Origin of the sequence: Nocardia asiatica NBRC 100129, assembly GCF_000308415.1 — a bacterium.
In the GTDB taxonomy this organism is placed as follows: domain Bacteria; phylum Actinomycetota; class Actinomycetes; order Mycobacteriales; family Mycobacteriaceae; genus Nocardia; species Nocardia asiatica.
This window is the reverse complement of the sequence record NZ_BAFS01000469.1, coordinates 40,415-61,480: the sequence shown is the minus strand read 5'-3', so window position 1 is coordinate 61,480 and position 21,066 is coordinate 40,415. Positions and strand designations below refer to the sequence as shown.

The following is a 21,066-nucleotide window of genomic DNA, read 5'->3' as shown; positions in this document are numbered from 1 at the left end:
GTTCTGGTGTTCGCCGGGACGATTTTCTGGGCCGCGTGTGTTGCCTCGCGACGGTCGGGCAGGCCCGATGATCGACCGTGACAACGTATTCGGCGAGTTGATGCGTAGGCTGCGCGAGCGGCGTGGTCTCTCGCTCAAGGCTCTCGCCGCGCTGACGGTGTATGCGCCGACAACCCTGCATCACATCGAGCAGGGAGAGCGGCCACCGACCACGGACATGGCCACTCGCCTCGATGACGTTCTGCAGGCGGATGGGGCCCTGCTGTCGGCGGCCACCGACGCCGCGTTGCAGCGGCTGCTCACCACCGCAGCGCAGGAGTCGACGGACCTTGTGCGGTGGGTGAGCGAAGAACCGGTGGTCGGGATCTCCCAAGACGGCCTGACGCGTGATCTGAGCCGAATTGCACGTGGTTACGTGCACCGGCCGCCTCTGCCGCTGCTGACCGACCTGCTGCGTGTGCGGAAGCAGATCGCGCAGCAACTGGATCAGGCGCGGCGACTCCAGCGCCGGCGCGAACTGTCCCTGCTGGGGGCGGTCGCGGTCCAACTGCTGGGTGAACTCACCGATGATGTGGCGGGGAATTCTGAGGCCGCGATGCGGCATGCCGTGGCTGCCGAGCTGCTGGCCCAGGAAGCCGCGCATCCCGGATTGCGGGCGTGGGTGGCCGGCACGAAGGCCCTGATCGCGGAATGGTCTCCGCAGCCACACACGGCACTGGACGTCATCGACGACGCGGCCGGGTCGGCGCCGCCGGGCGACTACCGGGTCCGGCTGTTTGCGTTGCAGGCACGGTGCGCTGGTCGGCTCGGTGATATCAGCCTTACCCGTTCCGCCGCGGTGCGCACCGTTGCCGCCGCCGAGCAGGCACGCGATGCGCCTGATGAGGTGACCGCGTTCGGTGGCGCTCTGACATTCCCGCACGCGAAGATGGCCTACTACCTGGGCTGCGCGTATCAGGCGATTGGTGACCACCAGCATGCCGAGCGGTGGGCGCTGGATGCCATCGGCGAATACACTGTCGGTCCACCCGAACACCGATCCTACGGGGACGAGGCCCTGGCTCGGGTCTCGCTGAGCCTGTCCCGGATCGCCTGCGACGAGTTCGAAGGCGCGCGGGAAATACTCTCTCCGGTCCTGGAACTTCCCACCGAGCAGCGGATCACGGCCATCATGGAGGGGATGAATACCGTTACCGCCGCGATCCGCGAGCACCGCCATGCCCAAGCACCCGTCGCCCAAGACCTTCACGAGGCCATCCGCGGGTACACCACACCCTCGACCGCGGCCCTGGCATGACGGAGCTGGCCGCGCACGACATCCTCATCGCCGCCTGCGAACAGATCGGGCTCGACGCCCGGGACGCGCGGCTGCTGCGCGCCCACAGCAACGCTGTCTGGCTCCTTCCGCGCCCGCCAGCGGTGGTCCGGATCGGGCGACGCCAGCACCGCGGCTTGCGGTTTCAGGCGGGGCTGACGCTGACGCGGTGGCTGGCCGAGCATGAGATTCCGGTGACTGAGCCGCTGGTGGACCGGGCCGTCGACATCGACGACGCCACCGTCACGGTGTGGCGCTACTACCCGCAGCAGCAGCGCGGTGAACCTCCGATGCGAGACCTCGGCGCCATCCTGCGCCGGCTCCACGCATTGCCGACCCCGCCGCTGGAACTGCACCCGTATCCGCCGCTGTCCGGGCTGACCACCATCCTCGGCTCGGATGCGGCACGCCGAGTTCTCGAGCCGGATGATCTGACCTGGCTGTCCGACCGCGCCGACGAACTGCTCGACCGCTACCAGGGCCTCGAATCCGTCCTGGGCGTCGGGTTCATCCATGGCGATCCGTATCCGGCGAACTGCCTGTGGGACGGCGACGAGCGGGTTGTGCTGGGAGACTGGGACGAGGCCAGTATCGGCCCGCGCGAGCTGGATCTGATCCCCACCTGCCACGACCACCTCCGATTCGGGGCCTCCGAAGGTGATCTCGCGCAGTTCTTCCGCGCGTACGGTCTCGACCTCGAGGAGTTCCGCAGCTGGCCGGGGTTCACCTTGCTGACCTCGATGCGTGACCTGCACACCCTCACCGGCTACATTCGCCGCGCGGCCGGTGCCGATACCGCCGCAACCGGCGAACTCCACCGCCGCCTGGGCATGCTCCGAAACCCCGGCGCCGGCACCGAGCCCTGGCACGGCATGTAGACATCATCGGCGCGGTGCATCTCGGTCGGGATCTACAGGATCGCGGCCAAGATGCGAAGTGCGTGTTCTCCTGGGCCGTTGCGGCACAGAAGCTTCGGCGCATGTTGGTTCATTCGGTGAAATATCCGCTCCGGCACGGTACTCCGCGCTCGGTCCTCGCGTGCACATCCGGTCTGATCGTCTCGCCGTGGCGCCGCCTGCCGCTATGTCAGGGTCTCCCTGGCGTGAAAGCGCCGGGTGGCGAAGGCAATTTTTCGCTCTGACCTGCGTACCCATGAACTGGACAAGTGATTGGGTACGCGCGCCCTATTGTGTGGCGTTGCTTCGTTTGCCGAAAATTGTTCCAGCACCAGTTATTTCGCTGCATCGCGAACGCTACTCACCTCGGTACACCGAGCTGTGCAGGTCGGCGCCGTACCCCTTGCGGGGCCGCTCTGCATAGCGCGGCGATAGCTGGTGCCCAAGACATGGGAGGTATTCGAATGTGCATGACGAAGTTGTTGTCGTACATGCCCGCCGAGGAACGCGACAGGATGGCGCTGGGCGACTGCGCAACACCGCCCGATCCGGAGATCACCACCGTGCAAGCGCATCTGCTGCGGTCACAGCACGCAGGACATCCCGTCACCTGCGTACGCAGACTGGCCCGATCCCGGGAGGAGGACGAGAGCCGCCGCGAATTCCCGTACGCCCCGTTGCGTTCGGCGAGCGGCGGTGCAGTAGTGGGCGAGCCGGGTGCGCAGCCTGCGCAGGCGGGGACGATATGACCGACGCCAGCATTGCGCAGAGCTGGCCGGACTCGCTGGCGTTGATCGGGGCGGTGTCGGATGCGCTGTGCGGAAAGTACACCGCTGTCGATGCGCATCCGGCGCTGAGCGTGGCGTGCGGGATGGCGCTGCTGTACAGGCAGCGCCGCGAGGACACCCAGCGGTTCAGTGCTCCGCCGGCCGCGGTCAACTGGGACCAGGCCGAGGGGCCTGCGGATACCAACCCGCCCGAGCTGCGTCTGTGTGCTGAGTTCGACCGGATCGCTGCCACAGCGTTCGACCTCGGCCCGGCGCGACCGGGTGTGCTGGCCGCGCGAGTCGCGTACTGGACCATCTGCGAGAACATCCCCTGCGTGGTGAGCGCGACCCGCGCCTACGACGACTGCGTTACCCGCCTGAAGGCGGCGCCGAACAACCTCGGCGAGCACGTCTCCCTCTAACCATCCACCACCGTTCTTCCCTGGCGGCCCGCGCTCACCGCGCATGGGCGTCCGGATCCTTCCCCTCATAGTCGGCCGCTGCGACGGACCGGCTTGATTCGTCGTGCCCCGAGCACGTCATTTCCCTGCCCGGAGGCACATTTGACCACCCCAGCATCCCCACCAGGAACCGGCACATGCCCGCACGCCGACGCCGATCGGGCGGTGCAGCTGTACGGGCCTGAGTTCTTCGCCGATCCGCACCGGACATATCAGCAGATGCACCGCGACCACGGGCTTGTGGTTCCGGTGGAGACCGGGCCGGGGAAGAAAGCGACCGCGGTGATCGGGTTCCAACACGCCCGCGAAGTCCTCGACGATCCCCTGCACTACCCGACCGACCCGAAAGCAGGGCAGTCCCACCAGCGTGCCGAGCGCCGGGATCGGCCGGATCTGGCGCGGGCCAGCGGCACCGATCACGCGCGGTTGCGCCACACGGTACGCGAGTGCCTCGAACGCATCGATCAGCACGCACTACGCACCACGGTCGGTCAATTCACGGCCGGACTGATCAAGACATTCTGCATGGAAGGCTCCGCCGATCTCGTTGATGAATTCGCGAGCCCGCTTGTCGTACAGACATTTTCGTGGATGTTGGGTCTGCCTCCGGATATCTGGGACGAGGCCGACATCGCGGTCCGGACATTGCGCACCATGGGAGATGCAAGCGCACTGACCCCGCTCGTCTGGTCGGCTGTGGAGGCCGCCCGGATGACCCCGAGGACAGATGTGACCTCATGGTTGTGCGGGCATCCTGCAACCCTGGACGACTACGAGGTGGTTCAGCAGGTGCTGCTGCTGTACACCAGCGGATGCCTGCCGACCATCGATCTGATCGTCAACGCTCTCATGCTGGTAATGACCGACGAAGAGTTCGGCGGCGACGTGATGTGCGGGTCGCTGACCTTGCGGGACGCGCTCGAGCACGTGCTGGCCGTCGAGCCGCCGCGGCCGACTCTTCGCCCGCGGTTTCCCCTGAGCCTGCAGATCCGCGATGGCGTACACCTGCATCCTCGTCAGCCGGTGCTGGTCAGCCTGGCCGGCTGTGCCGCTGATCCGGTCATGGCCGCCGACCACACCAGGAAGGTCGGCAGCCGGTCCCATCTGGCTTGGGGCGGCGGCCAGCACAAATGCCCGGACGAAGCGGCGGCGATAGCGATGCTCACCGCCGAAGAAGCCCTGAACCTGCTGTTCGAATCCCTCCCCGACATGCAGCGGGCACCCGGCACGCGGATCGAGTGGCTGCAAACCCTGTATCACCGTGCGCTGGTTGCCCTTCCGGTCACGTTCGCCCCGACATCACCGCTTCCACACCCCATCAGCACGTAGGAGACCACTGCTGTGCCGCCGAACTCCATTCCCGCCCTGTCGGACGCGGATTCGACACCGATCGAGGACGTGTGCGAACGAACCCTGATCCACACTCAGGACTTCGCCGATGACCCTCACACGGTCTACGCCTGGATGCGCGCCCAGGGCCCCATGGTCCCCGTCGAACTCGCCCACGGCGTACCGGCGACGCTGGTCGTCCGCTACCACACCGCGCTGCGAATCCTCCGCGATCCCGAACGCTTCCCCGCCGACCCACGCCGATGGCAGCACACCATGCCCGCCGGGTGCCCGATCGCGCCGATGATCGAATATCGGCCCAACGCGCTGCGCAGCGCCGGAACCGACCACGACCGCTATCGACGCGCCAACATCGACAGCCTCGACGGCATCGATCTGTTCCGCCTGCGTGACGAGGTGATCGACGCTGCCGAAAAGCTGCTGGATGCCCTGTGCCACCGACGAGACATCCAGGACGCCAACCAAATAGACGTCATCGCCGACTACGCGCGCCCGCTGGTGTTCACGGTACTCAACCGGATACTCGGCTGCACCGACGAGGTCGGCAACGATGTCGCCTGGGCGATGGCCCGCATGTTCGAGTCGACTGAGGACACCGAACAGGTCAACAAGGTGCTGGGCCAATCGCTGGGCGGGCACATCGCTGCTAAGAAGGCCGCGCCCGGAGACGATGTCACCTCGCGCCTGATCGCTCACCACACCGGCTTGGACGATGTGGAACTGATCCACCAATTGGTGACCTTGTATGGGGCGGGTATCGAACCGACGACCAACTTGCTGGCCAACACCTTGCGGTTGATATTCAACGACCCCCGATTCGTGGCAGGCGGGGATGGTTTCGGTGTGCCGATCAGAGAGGCGGTCACCGAGAACGAGATCACCGACCCGCCGATGGCGAACTACTGCCTCTCCTATCCACCGGCCGGGGTCACGGTCGACGGGATCTGGCTGCCCGCCCACCAGCCGGTGGTGATCAGCATGGCCTCCTGCAACAACGACCCCGCCGTCAACACCGGCGACGGCGAATACCTCCAGGCCGGCTGGGGCCTGGGCTATTCCGCCGGGCCGCACCAGTGCCCGAAACCGGCGCAGGCCGTGGCACGTCTGATCGCGACCGAAGGCATCACGCGGTTCATCGACATGCTGCCCGACGCCCGACCGCAAGGGCGGCCGACCTGGCGGCCGGGACCGTTCCACCGGGCACTGTCCGCCTTCCCCGTCAGCCTGCACTGATCCCCGTATCCCGCTCCCAACAAGGACACCACCGATGACCATCGATCCTGCCCCCGTCGCGCTGGACTACAACGGCGCAGCGGTCCCGCACACCTTCCTGGACACCTATCACCGCGAGTTCATCGACCACCACCGCGCCACCGGGCACCTGAGCCCTCAGCAACTCGACGATCTCGACCAGAACCCTCACTACTACCTCGAGTTCTTCGACCAGCAGCTTGCCACCGCACGCTCGGCCCTGGACCTCGAGCAGGCCCTCACCCTAGCCGACGTCATCAGCACGCCGACAGACCAGTTCGACCGCCGATGGTGGCCGCACCCGGGCCGCACCATGGCCGTCGTGCTACGAGCCGGCGCCGACGTGCCGCATCATAACGAGCGATGGCGCGCGGACTGGCTGGTCCTGGCCACGGTGTGTGAAACATGGACACCCCCGCAAGCCTTCGCCGTCCTCGGCGCACTCACCCGCGGCCGCCACGTCTGTTCGGACTGGGTCGGCACCCTCCACGCAACCGGCCTGTGGCTCGGCTAACCCCTTCGTCCCAGGCGCCGCCGCGGCGCTCGGCGGCACAGAAAGTGTCCGGCCAGCAGAGAACGACGTGACACAACCGAATCTCGTTGTGTCGCATCGTCGACCCTCTCTGCAAGTCCGGCTTCCCAGTAACCAGAACCCGTGAAAGGGGGGTGTTGCCCGCCTATATCGGCGTCGGTCCGACAACGGCGAATGACCGAACTATTGATCCAGCGCTGCATTTGATTACAGCGAGATAGGCACAGCAGTGCCCCGCAGGGAAAACCGCAGGTCCATTCAGTGACGCCAGGATCTGTCGTGCAGCTCTGCGGGGCCGGTGCACCCACACGCACCGCTGCCATTCACCCACAGCTCCACCTCAGCACGCCATCACGAAAGTGCGTGCAGCTCGAAGCGTTCGGTGACACGACCCCGCCGTTTTTACCGGGCGCATCACCGGCACTCCCGAAGGGACAGTCATGACAACCCACGGCACGCTGGACGGTCCACTCAACACCGATCTCGTCGACGCCTTGCACACGGTGTTGGTCGGCCCAGACTCCCCGCTGCACGCACGGGTCCGTGAAGCAGTGCTCGCTGTGCGGGACGTGCCGACGTCCGGGCTGACGTACGCCGAACAGCACTCGCGTACACCGGGTCTGCTGCGGGCACTCATCCGCGAAATGGGCGGATCCGCGCTCGATATCGCTGGTGATCCCCGGCTGCGGGGGGTCCTGTTCGAGGAGGCGGCTATCGCCGCGCCTTCGGTGCTGACCTTGATGAGCGGGCACCTCAACCTGGCGCTGGGCGCCATCCTCGCCTCCGGGATCGGCACCGAGTATGTACAGCGCTGCGCCACCGACCTCGATACCGGCGCGGCGGTGGGTGTGCTGATGCTGACTGAGTTGGCCGGCACCAACGGACCCCATTGCCGCACGACCGCCACCTGGGATCCGGCGGTCGGAGGGTTCCGGCTGGCGACCCCAACCATCGGAGAGAAGCCAACCATCGCAGAGAAACCGGCCGTCGAAGCGGCGAAGTTCATGCCGAACCTGGCAGGAAGGTCCCCGAAGATCGCAGTGGTCACCGCGCGCCTGCAATTCGACGGCCGCGATGAAGGGGTGCTGCCGTTTCTGCTGCGCGTACGCGACGCCGATGGGCAGCTCGCTCCCGGGGTGCGGGTGAGGGCGCTGGCGGAGAAGATCGGGTCGGCCTCGGCGATGGACCACGGCCTGATCGTGTTCGATCCGGCCGAGTGCGTACTGCCTCGCGAGGCGTTGCTGGGCGGGGACTGGGCGCGCATCACCAGCAGCGGCGAATTCGACTGCACTGTGCAGTGGGAGCAACGGTTCGCCCGCACGGGTGATCCCCTGGGTGGTGGCCGGGTGGACCTGCCGTGCGGAGCGATCGCCACTGCTCGCGCCGCGCTGGCGGGAGTCGTCGGTTACGCCGGTCAGCGCCGCCCGGGCCGGACGGTCATGATCGACCGCGGACCGGTCCAGCGCGACATCGTGACCGCACTGGCGGCGGTCTGGGCCACCAGCATCCTCGGCCGGCGGGCACGCGAACTCCGCGCGGCCGGTGCATCACCGTGGGTGACGCTGGGGCCGATGGTGGCCAAGCCGCTGCTGTCCGGCACCGCTTTTGACGTGCTGGTCATGTGCCGCCGCCGCGCCGGCGCGCAGGGCATTCTGCGCTCGAACTACATCCCGGACTGGATCGCCAATGCCGACGGCATCTCCACCGCCGAGGGCGACGACCAGATCATGCAGGTCGCGGCGGGACGACACTACAAGGATCTGCTCGAGCTGCACCTGCGGGAAACCCCCGGCAGTCTGCCGTCGTACATCGAGCCGCTGATTGCGCGCGAGCACACAATCGCGGCCGGGATGCACCAAGGCAATTACGGTGCGGCAGGACCGGTTTGGGGGTCGGATACCGCGGCCGCGGAGCTGACCGCCGCGACCGGGGAACGCCTGGCCGCGACCGCACTGCACATCGCGGCGGCCACCGCACCCCATCCAGCCGCCGAACGGCTTCTGCACTCGGCGGCTGCTGCCTACGCGCTGGGCTGCATCTACGAGCACGGCGGCTGGTACACGGTCCACGGCCTGATGAGCGCCGAGCAGGCCACCCGGATCCACACCGAACTGATCGAGCACCGCAGCGTGCTGGCGGACTCCATGGCCGAACTCGTGGCCGCGTTCGACATCCCCGCCCTACCCGGGGCGCCGCTGTTCGCCCGCGACTACCTCGACCCCTACCGGACGCTGACCGGCTCGAACGCCGACACGGCCGCTGCGGTTTCGGTCCGCCAGGCCAGCTGAATCGGTTTTTCCTACCACCTGATCCCGCACGAGCAGAGAAAGGACAGCTATGGGTCTGGCCGATGAAGAAGGCTGGGATGATCCGACCCCCATCCAGAGGTTCCGCAGGAGGTTGCTTGAGTGGGAGGCACTTTCTCCCGAGGAGGCCCGGACGTTGCTGCGTGCACCGATTCCGGCTGCGTTTCCCGCCGACGGGTACAGAATCAGAAAAGCCTATATCGAATACCTGCGGCTGATCGGCGACCCGCAATGGCAGCAGCGCATGACCGATCTCGACCGCTCCGGATTCCACCGGTACTGGGCGGATTACGACCCCGTGGTGTGGGGGCCGTGGCGTGAGCCCGCCACCCCGCTCCAGCAGTACTTGAACGCCCTGAAATTCTGCGACGAGGATTCCCGGGTGCTGACAGCCATGGAGCTGCGCAACCATGGAGCCCCGGCACCCGTAGCAGCGGACGGGGAGGAGATCTGCCGAGCCTGGTGCCAGCTACGAATCCTCATCGGCGACCCCCGAGGCCCGCAACTGCTGAGGTGGTCCGAAATAGCGGCGGACTCCAACCCGGCTGGAACTGGCGAGGAGGGGGAAACCGGATGAACAGCTATACGCACAGTCCGGAGCGAGCGCACAGCGGCCGCATTCACAGCGCCCTGCTGGGCGGCAAAGATGCCTATTCCCTCGATTTCGCCGCCAGCGAGCGGCTGGCCGCCGAGGCGAAGCGCTTCCAGATGGCGACTCGCGCGACGCGGCTGTGGCTGTTGCGCGCGGTGGAGTATCTGGCTGCGGAAGAGCAGGTTGCGCAATTCGTGGAGTTGGGTTCGGGTTACCCGCTCGCACCGAACGTCCACGACGTCGCACGTGAACACCTGCCCGCCGCGCGTACCCTCTACGTCGACCATGATCCGGTGGTCGCGTCTCACGGTCGGGCTCTGCTCGCTGATGATGCTCAGACATTCTTCTCCCATGCCGATCTGACCGACACCGACACCATCGTCAACGAGATCACGACCGTGCTGGACCTTGGTGCGCCTGTGGCGGTGTGTCTTTCGTTCGTGGCGGAGTTCATCGCCGAGCCGGTCGACGTCGTCGACGCTGTGACCGCCGCGTTGCCGCGTGGCTCTTTCGTGGCGCTGAGCCACGTCGCCGACGACATAGAACCCGGTGTGGTCAAAAGTGCTGCCGAGGTCTACGCCAGCTATGGCATCGACTTTCGACCCCGCTCGCGCGGAGACGTGGCTTCGTTGCTGGCGCGCTGCGACCTCGTCGAGCCGGGGCTGGTTGCTCCGCATCGATGGCGACCGGCTGACGAACTCGACCGTCGCCGTGCGCGGCGCAAGCGCTGGGAGCCGCCGCAGGAGGAGCAGGTGTGCTGCTACGTCGCCGTGGGGAAGCTTCGCTGACCGGATCGAGCAGCATATGTCCACCCTTTCAGCGGGGTGGGCCTCCAAGTCCGAGTTGCCATGCGCCACAGCAGTTTTCCAGAAATAGTATCGGGGTGGGTGGCGCGGTCGGCGCAGCCCGTCGCGTCACAGCGAGGGGGTGTGCATGCCGGGTAGTCAGCTCGTGGTCGTCTTCGTCGGCCTGGTCGTCATTATGGTGGCGGCCAGGGCGATGGGGTGGCTGGTGGAGAAGGTCGGACAGCCTGTGGTGGTCGGGGAGATCGCGGCGGGGATCCTGGCAAGGACATGGGCGGCGTAGGTTTCGACGAGCAGCGGATCGACAGCGCGGCAGTGACGGGAGTTCGGGTGAGACGGGTCGGGGTGGACAGCGAGTTCGGGGAGCTGCGGTCGGTGGTGATGCGTCATGCTGGGCCGGTCACGCTGGATCTGTCCGGGTCGGTGGATCCGGTGCTGGCACGCCAGCGCGAGACCAGCCGATGGGGGCCGTATTCGCCTGTCCGTGTGCGCGCGCAGCAGGACCGCTTCATTGATCTCCTGCGCGGCCGCGGTGTGGAGGTGGTGCTCGCCGAGCAGGTGCCGGGCTCCTACGGCCAGCACTACACGCGCGATATCGGGTTCGTCGTCGACGATGTGTTCGTGGTGTCCCGGTTGCACTCGCGGCGGCGGCAAGGGGAGTTCGCGGGGGTGCGGCGTCTGGTGGAGCGCATCGAGCGGGTGGCCTATCTCGATGCGGGCACGATCGAGGGCGGTGACGTGATGTTGCACGACGGGCTGGTGCTGGTCGGCCTGAGCGAGGAGACCTCGCCGGCCGGGGTCGACGCGCTGCGCTACCAGCTCGACCGGCTCGGCAGCGACCGCACCGTCCGGCCGATCGAGTTCGCCTGCGGTGGCATCGTGCACTTGGACGACCATTTCAACATCGTCGCGCCGGAGGTGGCACTCGTGCACCCGGGCGTGTTCGACGATGCTCAGATGCGTTGGTTCGCAGCGCATTTCGACTTGATCCCGGTGACCGGCGAGGAGGCTGCGGCGGTGGAGGTGAACGCCTTGGCGCTGGGGCCGGGTGTGGTGGTCGTCGCCGAGCGCAGCGAGCGGATCGCCGCGCAGCTCGATGCGCGGGGAATCGAGGTGTTCCCGGTGGACTATTCCGAGGTCACCCGGATTCCGGGCGGTTTCCGCTGTTCGACGCTGCCGTTGGCCCGCGCGAGCGCCGTCGTGCCTTCACCTGGCGGGCAGCAGTTCGAAAGCGGCCTCGGCGATTCGGCGGCCGTTGATCTGGATCTGCAATCGGCTGGTGCCGGGGGAGAGTTTGCGGCTGGCTGTTGAACGCAGCGGTTGTGTCCGGGTCACGGTGCGGGATTCACCGGGGTTCAGGTCGAGAGTGGTCCCTTTGAATATCGCTTCCCCGTGGCCGGATCGGGCCCGTGGGTAGGTCGGGACGTAGTCGATGACGACGCGCTCGGTGGTGGTGCCGGTCGCCCGCAGGGTGCAGTCGACGCCGAGGCTGTTTCCGATGGCCACCGCGGGTGCGTCCAGGCGTAGTTCTGCGACATCGACCGCCGGGGTGATCGACAGTCCGAGGAATTCGAACGCACCGGGGTGCCCCTTTTTGACCAGTGTGCGCAGCGATTGCCTGACGATGAATTCCATTTCCTTTGGGCGCTGCCTGTGCGATTCACGCCACCGACCCAGAGTGGTCAATACCAGTTCTGGATCGGTAGCGGTGATGTCGTTGAGGTGATTGGCAACCGATTGGGTGACGAACCGAGAATCGTCGGAGAACAGTTCGTCCAATATCGGAATTGGGACGTCAACGGGGGAGGGTGATGCGGGGCGACCAGGGAAGTTTAGGGCGTGTTCCTTCGCTGGCGAGACGACGGACGTGATAGTCGGGATCGCGACTCCATTCCGCAACAGTTGTCATCGTCTCGTCGGGGTATGCGTTGAGGAAATAGCGCAACGCGTCTTCGGCGGTGAAATGCTTGGTTATTTCTTTCAACGCGTTGAGTGAGGAGTCGAGGTTTTCGCGGGTGCATCCGTAGCGGGCGATGAAATCGGAATACGGGGCGTAGGTGTAGAGACCGAAGTCGCTGCCGGTGAAGGTTGCATCGTCGTGCGGGGGCAGCGCGGCAACCACGATCGCTGTCGCGGTGCTGACATCGGCGGGCAGGTGATCCGCCAAAGCGTCTGCGACACAGGCGATTCGGGCTTTGAGTTCCAGCTGTGGAAGTTGCGCCATGACGGTGGTGACGAACCCCTCGGCGTCGAAGCCGGGCTCGACGCGTGATAGATCGCTGGCCAGCGATTCGACCCGTGCGCGGTTCATGGCGGATTCTTTCAGCGGAATCGGCTGAGTCATGGCGAAATGATATCCTATTTTTCCTCTCGGACCGCAGTAGACCCTCATCTCGAGCAGATCTACCGCCACCGGGGAGCATCCGTCCCGGCTCTCCGATTTGAGCCTGAATACAGGGCTGTTCTTGCTAGAATTCATCGGTGAGTCGCTATCATATCGACCCGTTGGCATCCACATTCGGCGCTGAGGTTTTCGGGATTGATCTGTCCGGCCCGCTGGAGGAATCGGTTTCGGCTTCCCTCATCGACGATCTTCTGAAATACAGGGTCCTGGTGGTGCGGGATCAAGCCTTGTCGCACGAGGACCACATCCGGGTGAGCAGAGTGTTCGGTGAGCCGGAAATACATGTGCAGGATCAGTTCACGGTGCCGGGTTTTGCGCAGATCGTGACGATCAGCAACATTCATCGCAACGGCGTGCCGATCGGTCTGTACGACGGCGACAACGAGCAGGAGTGGCACACCGATCTGTCGTTTCGCCCGGCGATGAGTTCGGTGTCGCTGCTGTACTCGGTGATCGCGCCGGAGGTGGGTGGACAAACTCGGTTCGCCGATACGACCGCGGCCTACGATGACCTGCCCGCCGAGCTGCGCGCCCGGGTCGACGGGCTCGAGGCGGTGCACTCGATGGTGCATTTGTTCGAACGCCAAGCGGCTGACAACCCGGCGAAGGTGCCGCTGACGGAGGCTCAGCGGGCGCGGGTGCCGGATGTGGTGCATCCGCTGGTGCGGCAGCATCCGCAGACCGGGCGCCGGTCGCTGCTGCTGGGCGAGATGATCATCCGCAACATCGTCGGCCTCGATGAGTCCGAGTCGGCGAGCCTGCTCGATCGGCTGCATGCCCATGCGACCGCCGAGCGGTACGTGTACTCGCATCGGTGGGCGGTAGGGGATCTGGTCATCTGGGACAACCGGGCCACGATGCACACCGCCTCGCCGTGTGATCACACCCGCCACCAGCGTCTTCTCTACCGCACCACGGTCATGTGAACGTGATGGCCGCGCCGAGCGCCACTGCTCGGCGCGGCCATTCGATCGGCGGAGTCAGGAGCCGGCGTCGACGGTTTCGATGACCGGCAGCCACGGCACGGCGTTGTCCTTGCAGGACTGGTGCACCGGGGTCAGCGCGCTGTGGTCGTTGAGGGCCATCATCGTGATGCCCATGGCGTCGCCGCCTTCGTCGATCGCGGCGACGAGTGACCCGCAGTTGGGGCAGAACCCGCGCTTGGTGGTGGGGTAGGTGTGGTACCAGGTCGGCTCGCCGCCATTGCCGGTCCAGGCGAACGTGGCGAGCGGGAAATCGACCCAGGCTGTGACCGGGCCTCCGGCCAGTTTCTGGCAGTGCTCACACGAGCACAGGTGCGGCCAGTTTGCCTCGGCGTCGGCGCGGAACCGGATCCGGCCGCACAGGCAGCCACCTTCATACATCGGCGTTCCCCTCTCTATTCGAAATTCATTGTCAACAAAGCGGTTTCAGCACCCGGCCGTGACGGCCGGGCACCGGCCGGGCCAGCCTAGAGCAGCACAAGCGGCCGGTCCGGGACGTGGCAGGTGTGCCACGTCCTGGATCAGAAGGTCGCGGACTGCCGGAACAGGCGGATGTCGCGGACGCCGGTGGCGGCCATGCAGAGTCGTTCGATCCCGATGCCGAGCCCGACGCTGCGGGAGGGCACGGCACCGGCGAGGATCGCCTTCTGCACCAGCGACTGTTCGGGGTTGTAGAGGCCGATCGCGCTGGCGCGGCGGATGAACGCTTCGGCATCGGTCTCATCCTCGTAGCCGTGCACGACTTCGACACCGTCGATGAAAACCTCGAACCGATTGAGCACCGCGGCGGTGTCCTCACGCAGTTTGGCGCACGGCTCGTTGCCGCCGAGAGGCATATCGACCAAGAACAGGGCCATCCCGGCGCTACGTGGCTCCAGCTCGGCCGCGATATAGGCGTCGAGCAGGTCGTGCAGCGGTGTATCGGCCGACAGGTCGAGGTAGGCGGCGAGGGCGCCGGTGTGCCGGTCCAGGGTTTCGCGGGCGAGGTCGACGCCGACGGTGGTGCCGAGGTGTTCGGCGACCGAGATCCGCCGCGCGGCGCCGGGGTGTGCGAGACGGACCAGATTCTCCGCGAGCTCGATCAGGTAGTCGTAGCTCGACTCCGCGGCATACAGGTCGAGCATGCTGAATTCAGGGAGGTGGGTGTGGTCGGCCGGGTCGTTGCGGAAGCAGGCGCCGATCTCGAACACCCGCGGGGTGTGGGCGAGTTGGTAGCGCAACGCGGGGCCGATCATGCTGCGCAGCCACCCGTCGCGGCCGCCCACAGTGGCGCGGGCGCGTTTGCCGGTCAGGTCGTCGGCCTGCCGGAAGGTCGGGGTGGTGACCTCGGCGAACCCCTGGCCGCGCAACAAGGTTCGGATCTTATACAGCAGATCGGATTTGACCTCGATAGTCTGCCGCGGAGTCAGCGTAATCCCGGCTGCGGCGCGGCTCATGCGAAGTAGTCCTCGCGTCCGCCGGACCGCACCGTGTCCAAGGTGAAACAGTGAAAACCGCCAGCGAACAGGCGACGATGGCGGTGCTGGACGGGGATGACGGTCAGGCCCTTCTTCTCCAGGGTGCGCATCAAATCCGGGCACAAGCTGTTCACGACGACGGTGTCTTCGTCGACGGAGAGGACGTTGATGTCGATGTAGCGGCTGGTCAGGTTGAAGCCGAAGTCGCTGTAGTCGGGGAAGGCGTCCTCGTCCTGCTCGGGCGGCACGACGATGTCCCAGCCGTGCAGCGGTTCGGGCAGCGCGTCGAGGTAGTCGGCGGAGCGCAGCATCAGCAGGCCGGCCCGCAGTGGCACCACGATGGAATCGATGTGGCTGTCGGCGATGGCGTCGAGCCGGTGGAATCGCAGCTCGGGGAAGGCACGCCGCAGCCAGGACAGGCCGAGTTCGTGGTTGGTGTTGGCGACGTTGACCAGGACATCGCGGCCCAGGCGGATGCATTGGGCGCCGTCGAAGATCAGTTCGTGCCCCAGTCCGGGCAGCACGCGGGTGTCGGTGTCGCCGATGACCGCCGACAGGTCGACCGGCTGGCCGTCGAAGAAGCTCGGGTCCAGCGACTGGCGCGCCAGCGCCGGCCGCGGCATCGACATCCACCCTGATCCGGCGTGCAGGTAGCGGTAGAAGTGGGGCTTGAGGTAGTCGTTCTCGAACACCCGGCCCCGGATGTGGGGGGCAGTTTCCACGATGGTGTCACCGAGGATGATCGTCTGGTCGCGCACGTTCAGCGGTGGCGTCTCCCGGGCCGACCACCAGGGTGAGCAGATCACTGTGCGTTCGGTGACCGGCTCGGGACGCAGCACCCGCACCCCGGCCTCGGCCAGCGCGGCGCACAAGCCTTCCACGTCTTCCTCGAGCTCGTCGACCAGCTGCGGCGGGATCGCCAGCTCCCGGCTCCCGGCGGCCGCAGTCGGAGTGACGTTGTCGAGGTAGAACAGGCGGAAACTCGCATCAGCGTCGTGGGAGGTGTAGCCGTGGGGTTCGCCGACGATCACCTCACGCAACGTGGTGAATTCATCGAAACTGTTGACAGGCAGAGACATTCGGATCCTGTTCGGGGTCGTTATCGCGGCGCGGCGTCCGCAGAGTCAGGTGTTGGGCTGGCGTTCGGTGAGCTGGAGGTGGAGCGTGGCCACGATGTCGTCGAGCACGCAGGGGATGTGCGGGGTGGCGCGGCGGCGGAAGAAGTACCCCGAGCACCAGGGCACCTCGTCCCATCGGTGGTAGTGCTCGCGCAGGATGGTGGCGGCTTCGGGCAGCTCTCGCCAGCCGATGTTGGGGAACCAGTGGTGGATCGGGTGGTGCATGTCGTCGTTGTGGCCGCCGAGCAGGTGCCGGGTCAGCGCGTGCGAGGTCCAGCCGCGGGTCTGGCGGATGACGTCGGTGTTGTGGATCAGGCCGGCATGGTTGCCCAGGTCGGTCAGCCAGGTCACGATGGGGCGCACCACGATCAGCGGCAGCGCCCAGTACAGCGCGAAGTCGATGCCGTGCCCGAGCGCGGCGGCCGCCGCGGCGACGGCGGCCCAGGCCGCCCATCGGGTTCCGGCGGCCTTCCAGGTTTCGTCACCGGCCTTGCCTGCGAGGGTGAGGAATCCGTATTTGGGCAGCTGCCACAGCGCGTTGCCGATGATCACGTGGGTGACGAAGGCCCGTTTGTCCGGCCAGGGCGCGTGGGCGCGGCGGGAGATGTAGGAGCGCAGCATCGGATCGTCGGGGCTGCCGAGTTTGGCGTGGTGGATGCGGTGCGACCGCCGATAGGGGGTGAACGGTTCACCGAGCGCGAGGCAGTTCAGGTGCCCGAGGATGGTGTTCGCGCGGCGGGAGCGGGTGAGCTTGGTGTGGATTGCCTCGTGGGTCAAGTTCGACAGGTGCCGTTGCCGGATCCCGATGTAGATCACGCACACCGCGGTCAGGATCGGGTGGCCGACGGTGATGCCGACCGCGGCGGTGACGGCGGCCGCGAGATAGTCCCGGGCCAGATCGAGGGGGCCTTCGGCGCGGCCGCGGGCGCACAGGGCGTCCATGCGCGCGATCAGCTCGGGGCCGAAGGCGCGGCGGACCGGGCCGGACGCACCTGCCGAGGGGCGTCGGCGGGTGGACTCGCGCGCCGCGATGGTCATGCTGTTCTCCACGCTGAGTTCAGGAACGAGGCCATGGCAGCCGCTGTCGGTGGCGCGTGCGCGAGCTGTGGCCTCGATCGGAGTTGGAAAAGGGTGGCGGGGCCACGAGACGAGCTGGCGTCGTGCTGTCGCGTGGCCCCGCGCAGGGTGTTCGTGCCTGGACGTCAGGAGGCGTCCGGGCGCAGCCCGGCCTTGAGGGCATCCGGCCGGACACCGGCCTTGAGGGCGGCATCGGGGCGGACACCGGCCTTGAGCGCGGCGTCGGGGCGAACACCGGCCTTGAGTGCGTCGGGGCGGACACCGCTCTTGAGCATCGGCGACATGGCGATTTCTCCTTCTTTTCGGTGGGTTACTGCGGGGATCAGCGGAGGGTGGCGGCGCGGTCGGTCAGCTGCGACCACCACGCCGTCATGCCCTCGAGGATCTGGAGCCAGCCGTCGACGATCTGTGGCAGGTCCAGGCCGAACAGCTGGTACTCGCGAATGAACCGTGCGATGCCTTCGATGTGGGCAGCCTCGACGCTGAGGCCGTCCACGGCCGCGGCTTCGTGGCCCTCGTCCAGGTGCAGCGAGTAGTAGTAGTCCAGGTGCGGCAGATTCGCTTCGGCGCCGACGGTGAGTTCGGCGTAGCGGTCGGTGATGGCGCGCAGCAGCTCGGTTTCGTCGATCGCTACGCCCTCGGTGGCGTAGTAGCCGCCGCAGATGCGGCTCACCGACGAGCCGATGACCAGCCAGTCGTGCAGCGACACCAGGGTGAGCGTTTCCGGCGCGGGCAGGTGCCCGTTGACCAGCAGGCCCAGATCGGCCAGCAGCGCCCCGGAGTAGAGCGTGTAGTGCGCGGGCACCTTGCCTCGCTCCCCGCCCTCCTCGAGGTGGTTGCGGCGGAACTCGTGCGCCAGCTCCATGCACCCGCCCTGCACCGTGTCGGCGGCCTGGCGCAGGAAATCGGAGTTGTAGCGCGCGAACACCGACAGTTCCCGGATGTAGTGCGCTGCTTGGTCTTTCGTCAGCGTTGCCGGTGATACCTCGGCGGTGATCTGCTCGTACAGCGCGGCGACCATCGGCGCCATGTGCTTGTCGACCAGGTCGTTCCCGCTGACCTCGGGCTGGTTTAGCAGGACACTGGTGATGGCGGCCTTGGTGTCGGGGTGATCGTCGAGATAGCGCGCGACCTTCGAGGCGGTCATGCCGACTCCTCGGCGTCGGGGTCGGTGAGGACTTGGATGCCGCCGGTTTCGAGCAGCAGCGTCAGCGTGTCCCCTCCGAGGTCGTCGGTGATGCGCACGGTGTGACCGTTGGCCAGCGACGCCAGCGCGGTGCCCCAGGCGGGGGACTCCGGCACGCGCAGCACCAGACCGCGGACCGTGACACCGAGGTGCAGGTGCTCGTCGATGTCCGGATCGGCGTGCAGCGTGTACGGCGGCGCGACGCGCAGGTGGGTGCCGCCGCCAGCGAGTGCGGCCGCGGCCTCCCGCGCCGCGTCTTCGCGGGCGAGGTCGTGTTCAGCGGCCTCCCAGCCGCCGTTGCTGAGCAGGGTGCGCCACCGCGCGCTGATCAGCTCACCGACCTTGGTCTCCAGCTGTTCCGAGACGGTGGCGAGCATGCTGGCGGCCGCCGCGGTCAGGGCCGCGGCGACCGGGCCGGGACCTGCGGTCACCGAATGCATCGGCGAAGGGGTCTCCTCGGCGACGTCGACGACGGCGGACTCGAGCACGGCCGGAAGGATCGACAGGGCCAGCATGCGCGTGTCGGAGTAGGTGTAGAGCGGGACCGCCACCGAGATCGAGAAATCGTCCTGGACCCCGACGTGGAACACCCGCCGCGGCAGGAACAACACATCGCCGGGTTCGAGGTCGTGGCGCTCACCCCGTTCGAGCAGCGCGGTGTAGTCGCCGAAGGTCGGCGTGTCGCCGCCGGTCAACTCCCGGTACAGCTCACCGGACCAGGTGTAGAAATGCTTGATTCCAGGGCCGAGATGCACCAGGAAGGCATCCTCGTAGCCTTCGTGCACGCCGAACGCGGTGCCCGCGTAGTTCCCGGCGAAGGCGACCTGCTCGCTGCCGCCGATCGGCACACCCCATCCGGCGTGGGCGGATCCGATCAGCTCACCGAGCACCTCCGCGAGCTTCGGGGAGGTGGTTTCCAAATTGTTGATCACCAGCGAGAACCGTTCGGCGCCGGTGAGATGCTGCATCCAGGCGACGAAGTCCTCATCGGACCACGGCGCCGACAGCAAGGTGTCGATCACCTCGTCGCGACGCTCCTCGCCGACGTAGACGCGGGTGCGGGCGCTGGTGGGCTCGCCGTGGGCGGCCGCGCGGCGCAGCCTGCGCAGTCCGTCGAGCACGTCGTCAGGACCGAGCCGATCGGCCGGCACGATGCCCTTGAACAGGTACGGCGCGACCGCACCATCGGTCTTGGCCGGGAACAGGGTCGACCAGAACTCCGGTGACGGCGGCCAAGTGATCACAGGATCCGCGGCGGTGGTCATGACGTCAGCCCCGTCGCGGGTGAGGACATGCAGATGGTCAAGGTCTCTCCTCTCCTGCTGCGCTGCCCGCAGGATCATCGGCCGGAGCCTGCTGTGCGGGCTGCGACAGACGAACGTCTCGATGCCCCGCCGCCCGGGACCGCGTTTCCCGTCGCGACGTACGAGAAGTGTTGGCGCTCAAGGGGTCCAGTCGCATCGCCGAACCGGTCCGTAACTGTCTGGTTCCGTCCGATTCCGTCCACTGGACCACCGATCTCGATAGGATCGTGCGCTAGCTCGACAGCTCGACACCTGAAAAAGGGGACATGATTGGGGACCGTGCTCAAGATGTTGCTGGACGAGCGGCATCTGGCAAGCCATAAGGACTTCTGCGCCGAATACCGCAAGCACGCCGCCGAACTCGGCAGCGCAGCCCGGGAGGAACCACCGGCCCGAGCAACCTTCTACAGCTGGATGTCGGGCGAGATGAAGGGCCTGCCGCAGAACCACCACCGCAGAGTGCTGGCCCGGATGTTCCCCGGCTGGTCTATCCATGCACTGTTTTCGATGGCCAACGCGGCCGCCGCCCCGCACCCGGCTGGTGACAACCCCGCCGACGAGGGGTTAGAAGCCTTCCTCGGTGCCGAGATGGTCGACCGGGGCGCCACGCTGGTAGTGCCCACCTTCGAGCTGGCCACGAGCTCGGTCGAAGCGCTTGCGGCTGCAGGAATCCCGCGTCAGCACATCTTCAGTAAACGGGCGAGCGTGTTCAACGCCGCCCACCGCATCGACGTCCCGGTCGCGCTGGCCGAAAACGACGTCCGCGGGATGCTGTACGTGATGTCGATGGTGCAACACCACGACGGTATTACCGTCGATATCCAGAGCGATCGTGATGTCGTGGCGGCCTGCGACCGGCCCTACATCAGCTTCGGGCTCAGTTCCAACGACTGCACCCACATGTACCTCGAAAGCAGCAGCGACCCGCTGTTCACCATCCAGGACAACCCGCGCTCCACCTGGGGATATCTGGAACACCTGGAACTCGCCGACGGTCAACGTTACAGCTCCGACGACAGCCGTAACATCGGCATCATCGCCCGCGTCCGCCCGGCGCCGCAGCTACACCCAGATCGCTACTGGTTCTTCTGCGCCGGGCTCGGCCCCCATGGCACGACCGGCGCCAGCTGGTATCTGACCAAGCACTGGGCCGCCCTCCAGGAACGGGTGATCGACCGGGAATTCGCCGCGGTCGTCAGCGTGCGCACCTACTCCGATCAGACCGCCGCCCTCGAACACCTGCTCATCCGCTGACCCGAAGGAG

Annotated in this window: 23 protein-coding genes and 1 pseudogene; 15 read left to right on the top strand and 9 right to left on the bottom strand. The window is 66.8% G+C overall.

Annotation, left to right across the window (positions count from 1 at the left end; genetic code table 11):
• Nucleotides 1–67: 67 nt before the first annotated feature.
• From ON27_RS46060 to ON27_RS37435, 13 genes and pseudogenes are all read left to right on the top strand, one after another.
• A pseudogene (locus ON27_RS46060) lies at nucleotides 68–256 on the top strand (helix-turn-helix domain-containing protein); the annotation flags it as partial.
• 30 nt (nucleotides 257–286) lie between these two features.
• Entirely contained in the window at nucleotides 287–1,297 is a 1,011-nt protein-coding gene (locus ON27_RS37485; RefSeq protein WP_245560548.1) for a hypothetical protein, read from the top strand.
• Nucleotides 1,294–2,193 (top strand): phosphotransferase enzyme family protein, encoded by a 900-nt coding sequence (locus ON27_RS37480; protein WP_051047485.1) that lies wholly within the window; start codon nucleotides 1,294–1,296, stop codon nucleotides 2,191–2,193. Before ON27_RS37485 ends, ON27_RS37480 begins: the two co-directional genes overlap by 4 nt.
• Nucleotides 2,194–2,681: 488 nt before the next feature.
• Complete coding sequence (locus ON27_RS37475; RefSeq protein ID WP_043738566.1) at nucleotides 2,682–2,960, top strand: hypothetical protein; 279 nt, start codon at nucleotides 2,682–2,684, stop codon at nucleotides 2,958–2,960.
• The gene (locus ON27_RS37470) at nucleotides 2,957–3,400 is read left to right on the top strand and encodes a hypothetical protein (RefSeq protein WP_043738565.1); all 444 of its coding nucleotides are present in this window, start codon (nucleotides 2,957–2,959) and stop codon (nucleotides 3,398–3,400) included. Before ON27_RS37475 ends, ON27_RS37470 begins: the two co-directional genes overlap by 4 nt.
• A gap of 141 nt (nucleotides 3,401–3,541) precedes the next feature.
• A complete protein-coding gene (locus ON27_RS37465) occupies nucleotides 3,542–4,768 on the top strand; it encodes a cytochrome P450 family protein (RefSeq protein ID WP_157227900.1) in 1,227 nt (408 codons plus the stop codon).
• Nucleotides 4,769–4,780: 12 nt separating this feature from the next.
• Nucleotides 4,781–6,022, top strand: a complete 1,242-nt coding sequence (locus ON27_RS37460; RefSeq protein ID WP_245560547.1) for a cytochrome P450 family protein — start codon at nucleotides 4,781–4,783, stop codon at nucleotides 6,020–6,022.
• A 34-nt stretch (nucleotides 6,023–6,056) separates the two neighbouring features.
• The gene (locus ON27_RS37455; RefSeq protein WP_043738564.1) at nucleotides 6,057–6,554 is read left to right on the top strand and encodes a hypothetical protein; all 498 of its coding nucleotides are present in this window, start codon (nucleotides 6,057–6,059) and stop codon (nucleotides 6,552–6,554) included.
• Nucleotides 6,555–7,012: 458 nt separating this feature from the next.
• Nucleotides 7,013–8,860, top strand: coding sequence for an acyl-CoA dehydrogenase family protein (locus tag ON27_RS37450; RefSeq protein ID WP_043738563.1), 1,848 nt, complete (start codon nucleotides 7,013–7,015; stop codon nucleotides 8,858–8,860).
• A gap of 49 nt (nucleotides 8,861–8,909) precedes the next feature.
• The gene (locus ON27_RS37445; protein ID WP_043738562.1) at nucleotides 8,910–9,455 is read left to right on the top strand and encodes a hypothetical protein; all 546 of its coding nucleotides are present in this window, start codon (nucleotides 8,910–8,912) and stop codon (nucleotides 9,453–9,455) included.
• On the top strand, nucleotides 9,452–10,258 hold the full coding sequence (locus ON27_RS37440) for an SAM-dependent methyltransferase (RefSeq protein WP_051047483.1): 807 nt from the start codon (nucleotides 9,452–9,454) through the stop codon (nucleotides 10,256–10,258). Before ON27_RS37445 ends, ON27_RS37440 begins: the two co-directional genes overlap by 4 nt.
• Before the next feature lie 145 nt (nucleotides 10,259–10,403).
• Nucleotides 10,404–10,556 (top strand): hypothetical protein, encoded by a 153-nt coding sequence (locus ON27_RS43725; protein ID WP_157227898.1) that lies wholly within the window; start codon nucleotides 10,404–10,406, stop codon nucleotides 10,554–10,556.
• On the top strand, nucleotides 10,544–11,584 hold the full coding sequence (locus ON27_RS37435) for a dimethylarginine dimethylaminohydrolase family protein (protein ID WP_217440197.1): 1,041 nt from the start codon (nucleotides 10,544–10,546) through the stop codon (nucleotides 11,582–11,584). Before ON27_RS43725 ends, ON27_RS37435 begins: the two co-directional genes overlap by 13 nt.
• Here the strand turns inward: ON27_RS37435 and ON27_RS40635 are convergent.
• The gene (locus ON27_RS40635) at nucleotides 11,480–11,908 is read right to left on the bottom strand and encodes a YhaZ family DNA alkylation repair protein (RefSeq protein ID WP_157227896.1); all 429 of its coding nucleotides are present in this window, start codon (nucleotides 11,906–11,908) and stop codon (nucleotides 11,480–11,482) included. The two genes, ON27_RS37435 and ON27_RS40635, sit on opposite strands and share 105 nt — an antisense overlap.
• Before the next feature lie 160 nt (nucleotides 11,909–12,068).
• The gene (locus tag ON27_RS40630) at nucleotides 12,069–12,617 is read right to left on the bottom strand and encodes a hypothetical protein (protein WP_051047481.1); all 549 of its coding nucleotides are present in this window, start codon (nucleotides 12,615–12,617) and stop codon (nucleotides 12,069–12,071) included.
• Nucleotides 12,618–12,754: 137 nt separating this feature from the next.
• Between ON27_RS40630 and ON27_RS37425 the strand changes: the two genes are divergently transcribed.
• Complete coding sequence (locus tag ON27_RS37425) at nucleotides 12,755–13,603, top strand: TauD/TfdA dioxygenase family protein (protein ID WP_063711451.1); 849 nt, start codon at nucleotides 12,755–12,757, stop codon at nucleotides 13,601–13,603.
• Between the two features lie 54 nt (nucleotides 13,604–13,657).
• Here ON27_RS37425 and ON27_RS37420 read toward each other — a convergent pair whose 3' ends face one another.
• From ON27_RS37420 to ON27_RS37395, 7 genes are all read right to left on the bottom strand, one after another.
• Entirely contained in the window at nucleotides 13,658–14,041 is a 384-nt protein-coding gene (locus ON27_RS37420) for a GFA family protein (RefSeq protein ID WP_051047480.1), read from the bottom strand.
• Nucleotides 14,042–14,181: 140 nt separating this feature from the next.
• Nucleotides 14,182–15,096 (bottom strand): amino acid--tRNA ligase-related protein, encoded by a 915-nt coding sequence (locus ON27_RS37415; RefSeq protein ID WP_051047479.1) that lies wholly within the window; start codon nucleotides 15,094–15,096, stop codon nucleotides 14,182–14,184.
• Nucleotides 15,093–16,196, bottom strand: coding sequence for an inosamine-phosphate amidinotransferase 1 (locus ON27_RS37410; protein WP_051047478.1), 1,104 nt, complete (start codon nucleotides 16,194–16,196; stop codon nucleotides 15,093–15,095). The genes ON27_RS37415 and ON27_RS37410 overlap by 4 nt, the downstream gene beginning before the upstream one ends.
• A 45-nt stretch (nucleotides 16,197–16,241) precedes the next feature.
• Nucleotides 16,242–17,273: a fatty acid desaturase family protein gene (locus ON27_RS37405; RefSeq protein WP_245560546.1), complete on the bottom strand. Its 1,032-nt coding sequence runs from the start codon at nucleotides 17,271–17,273 to the stop codon at nucleotides 16,242–16,244.
• 164 nt (nucleotides 17,274–17,437) lie between these two features.
• The gene (locus tag ON27_RS44110) at nucleotides 17,438–17,596 is read right to left on the bottom strand and encodes a hypothetical protein (RefSeq protein WP_169334582.1); all 159 of its coding nucleotides are present in this window, start codon (nucleotides 17,594–17,596) and stop codon (nucleotides 17,438–17,440) included.
• Between the two features lie 38 nt (nucleotides 17,597–17,634).
• The gene (locus ON27_RS37400; protein ID WP_043738559.1) at nucleotides 17,635–18,459 is read right to left on the bottom strand and encodes a DUF3865 domain-containing protein; all 825 of its coding nucleotides are present in this window, start codon (nucleotides 18,457–18,459) and stop codon (nucleotides 17,635–17,637) included.
• Complete coding sequence (locus ON27_RS37395; RefSeq protein ID WP_051047477.1) at nucleotides 18,456–19,841, bottom strand: JmjC domain-containing protein; 1,386 nt, start codon at nucleotides 19,839–19,841, stop codon at nucleotides 18,456–18,458. Before ON27_RS37395 ends, ON27_RS37400 begins: the two co-directional genes overlap by 4 nt.
• Before the next feature lie 240 nt (nucleotides 19,842–20,081).
• Between ON27_RS37395 and ON27_RS37390 the strand changes: the two genes are divergently transcribed.
• Nucleotides 20,082–21,056 (top strand): hypothetical protein, encoded by a 975-nt coding sequence (locus tag ON27_RS37390; RefSeq protein ID WP_043738557.1) that lies wholly within the window; start codon nucleotides 20,082–20,084, stop codon nucleotides 21,054–21,056.
• The last annotated feature ends 10 nt before the right edge of the window (nucleotides 21,057–21,066 follow it).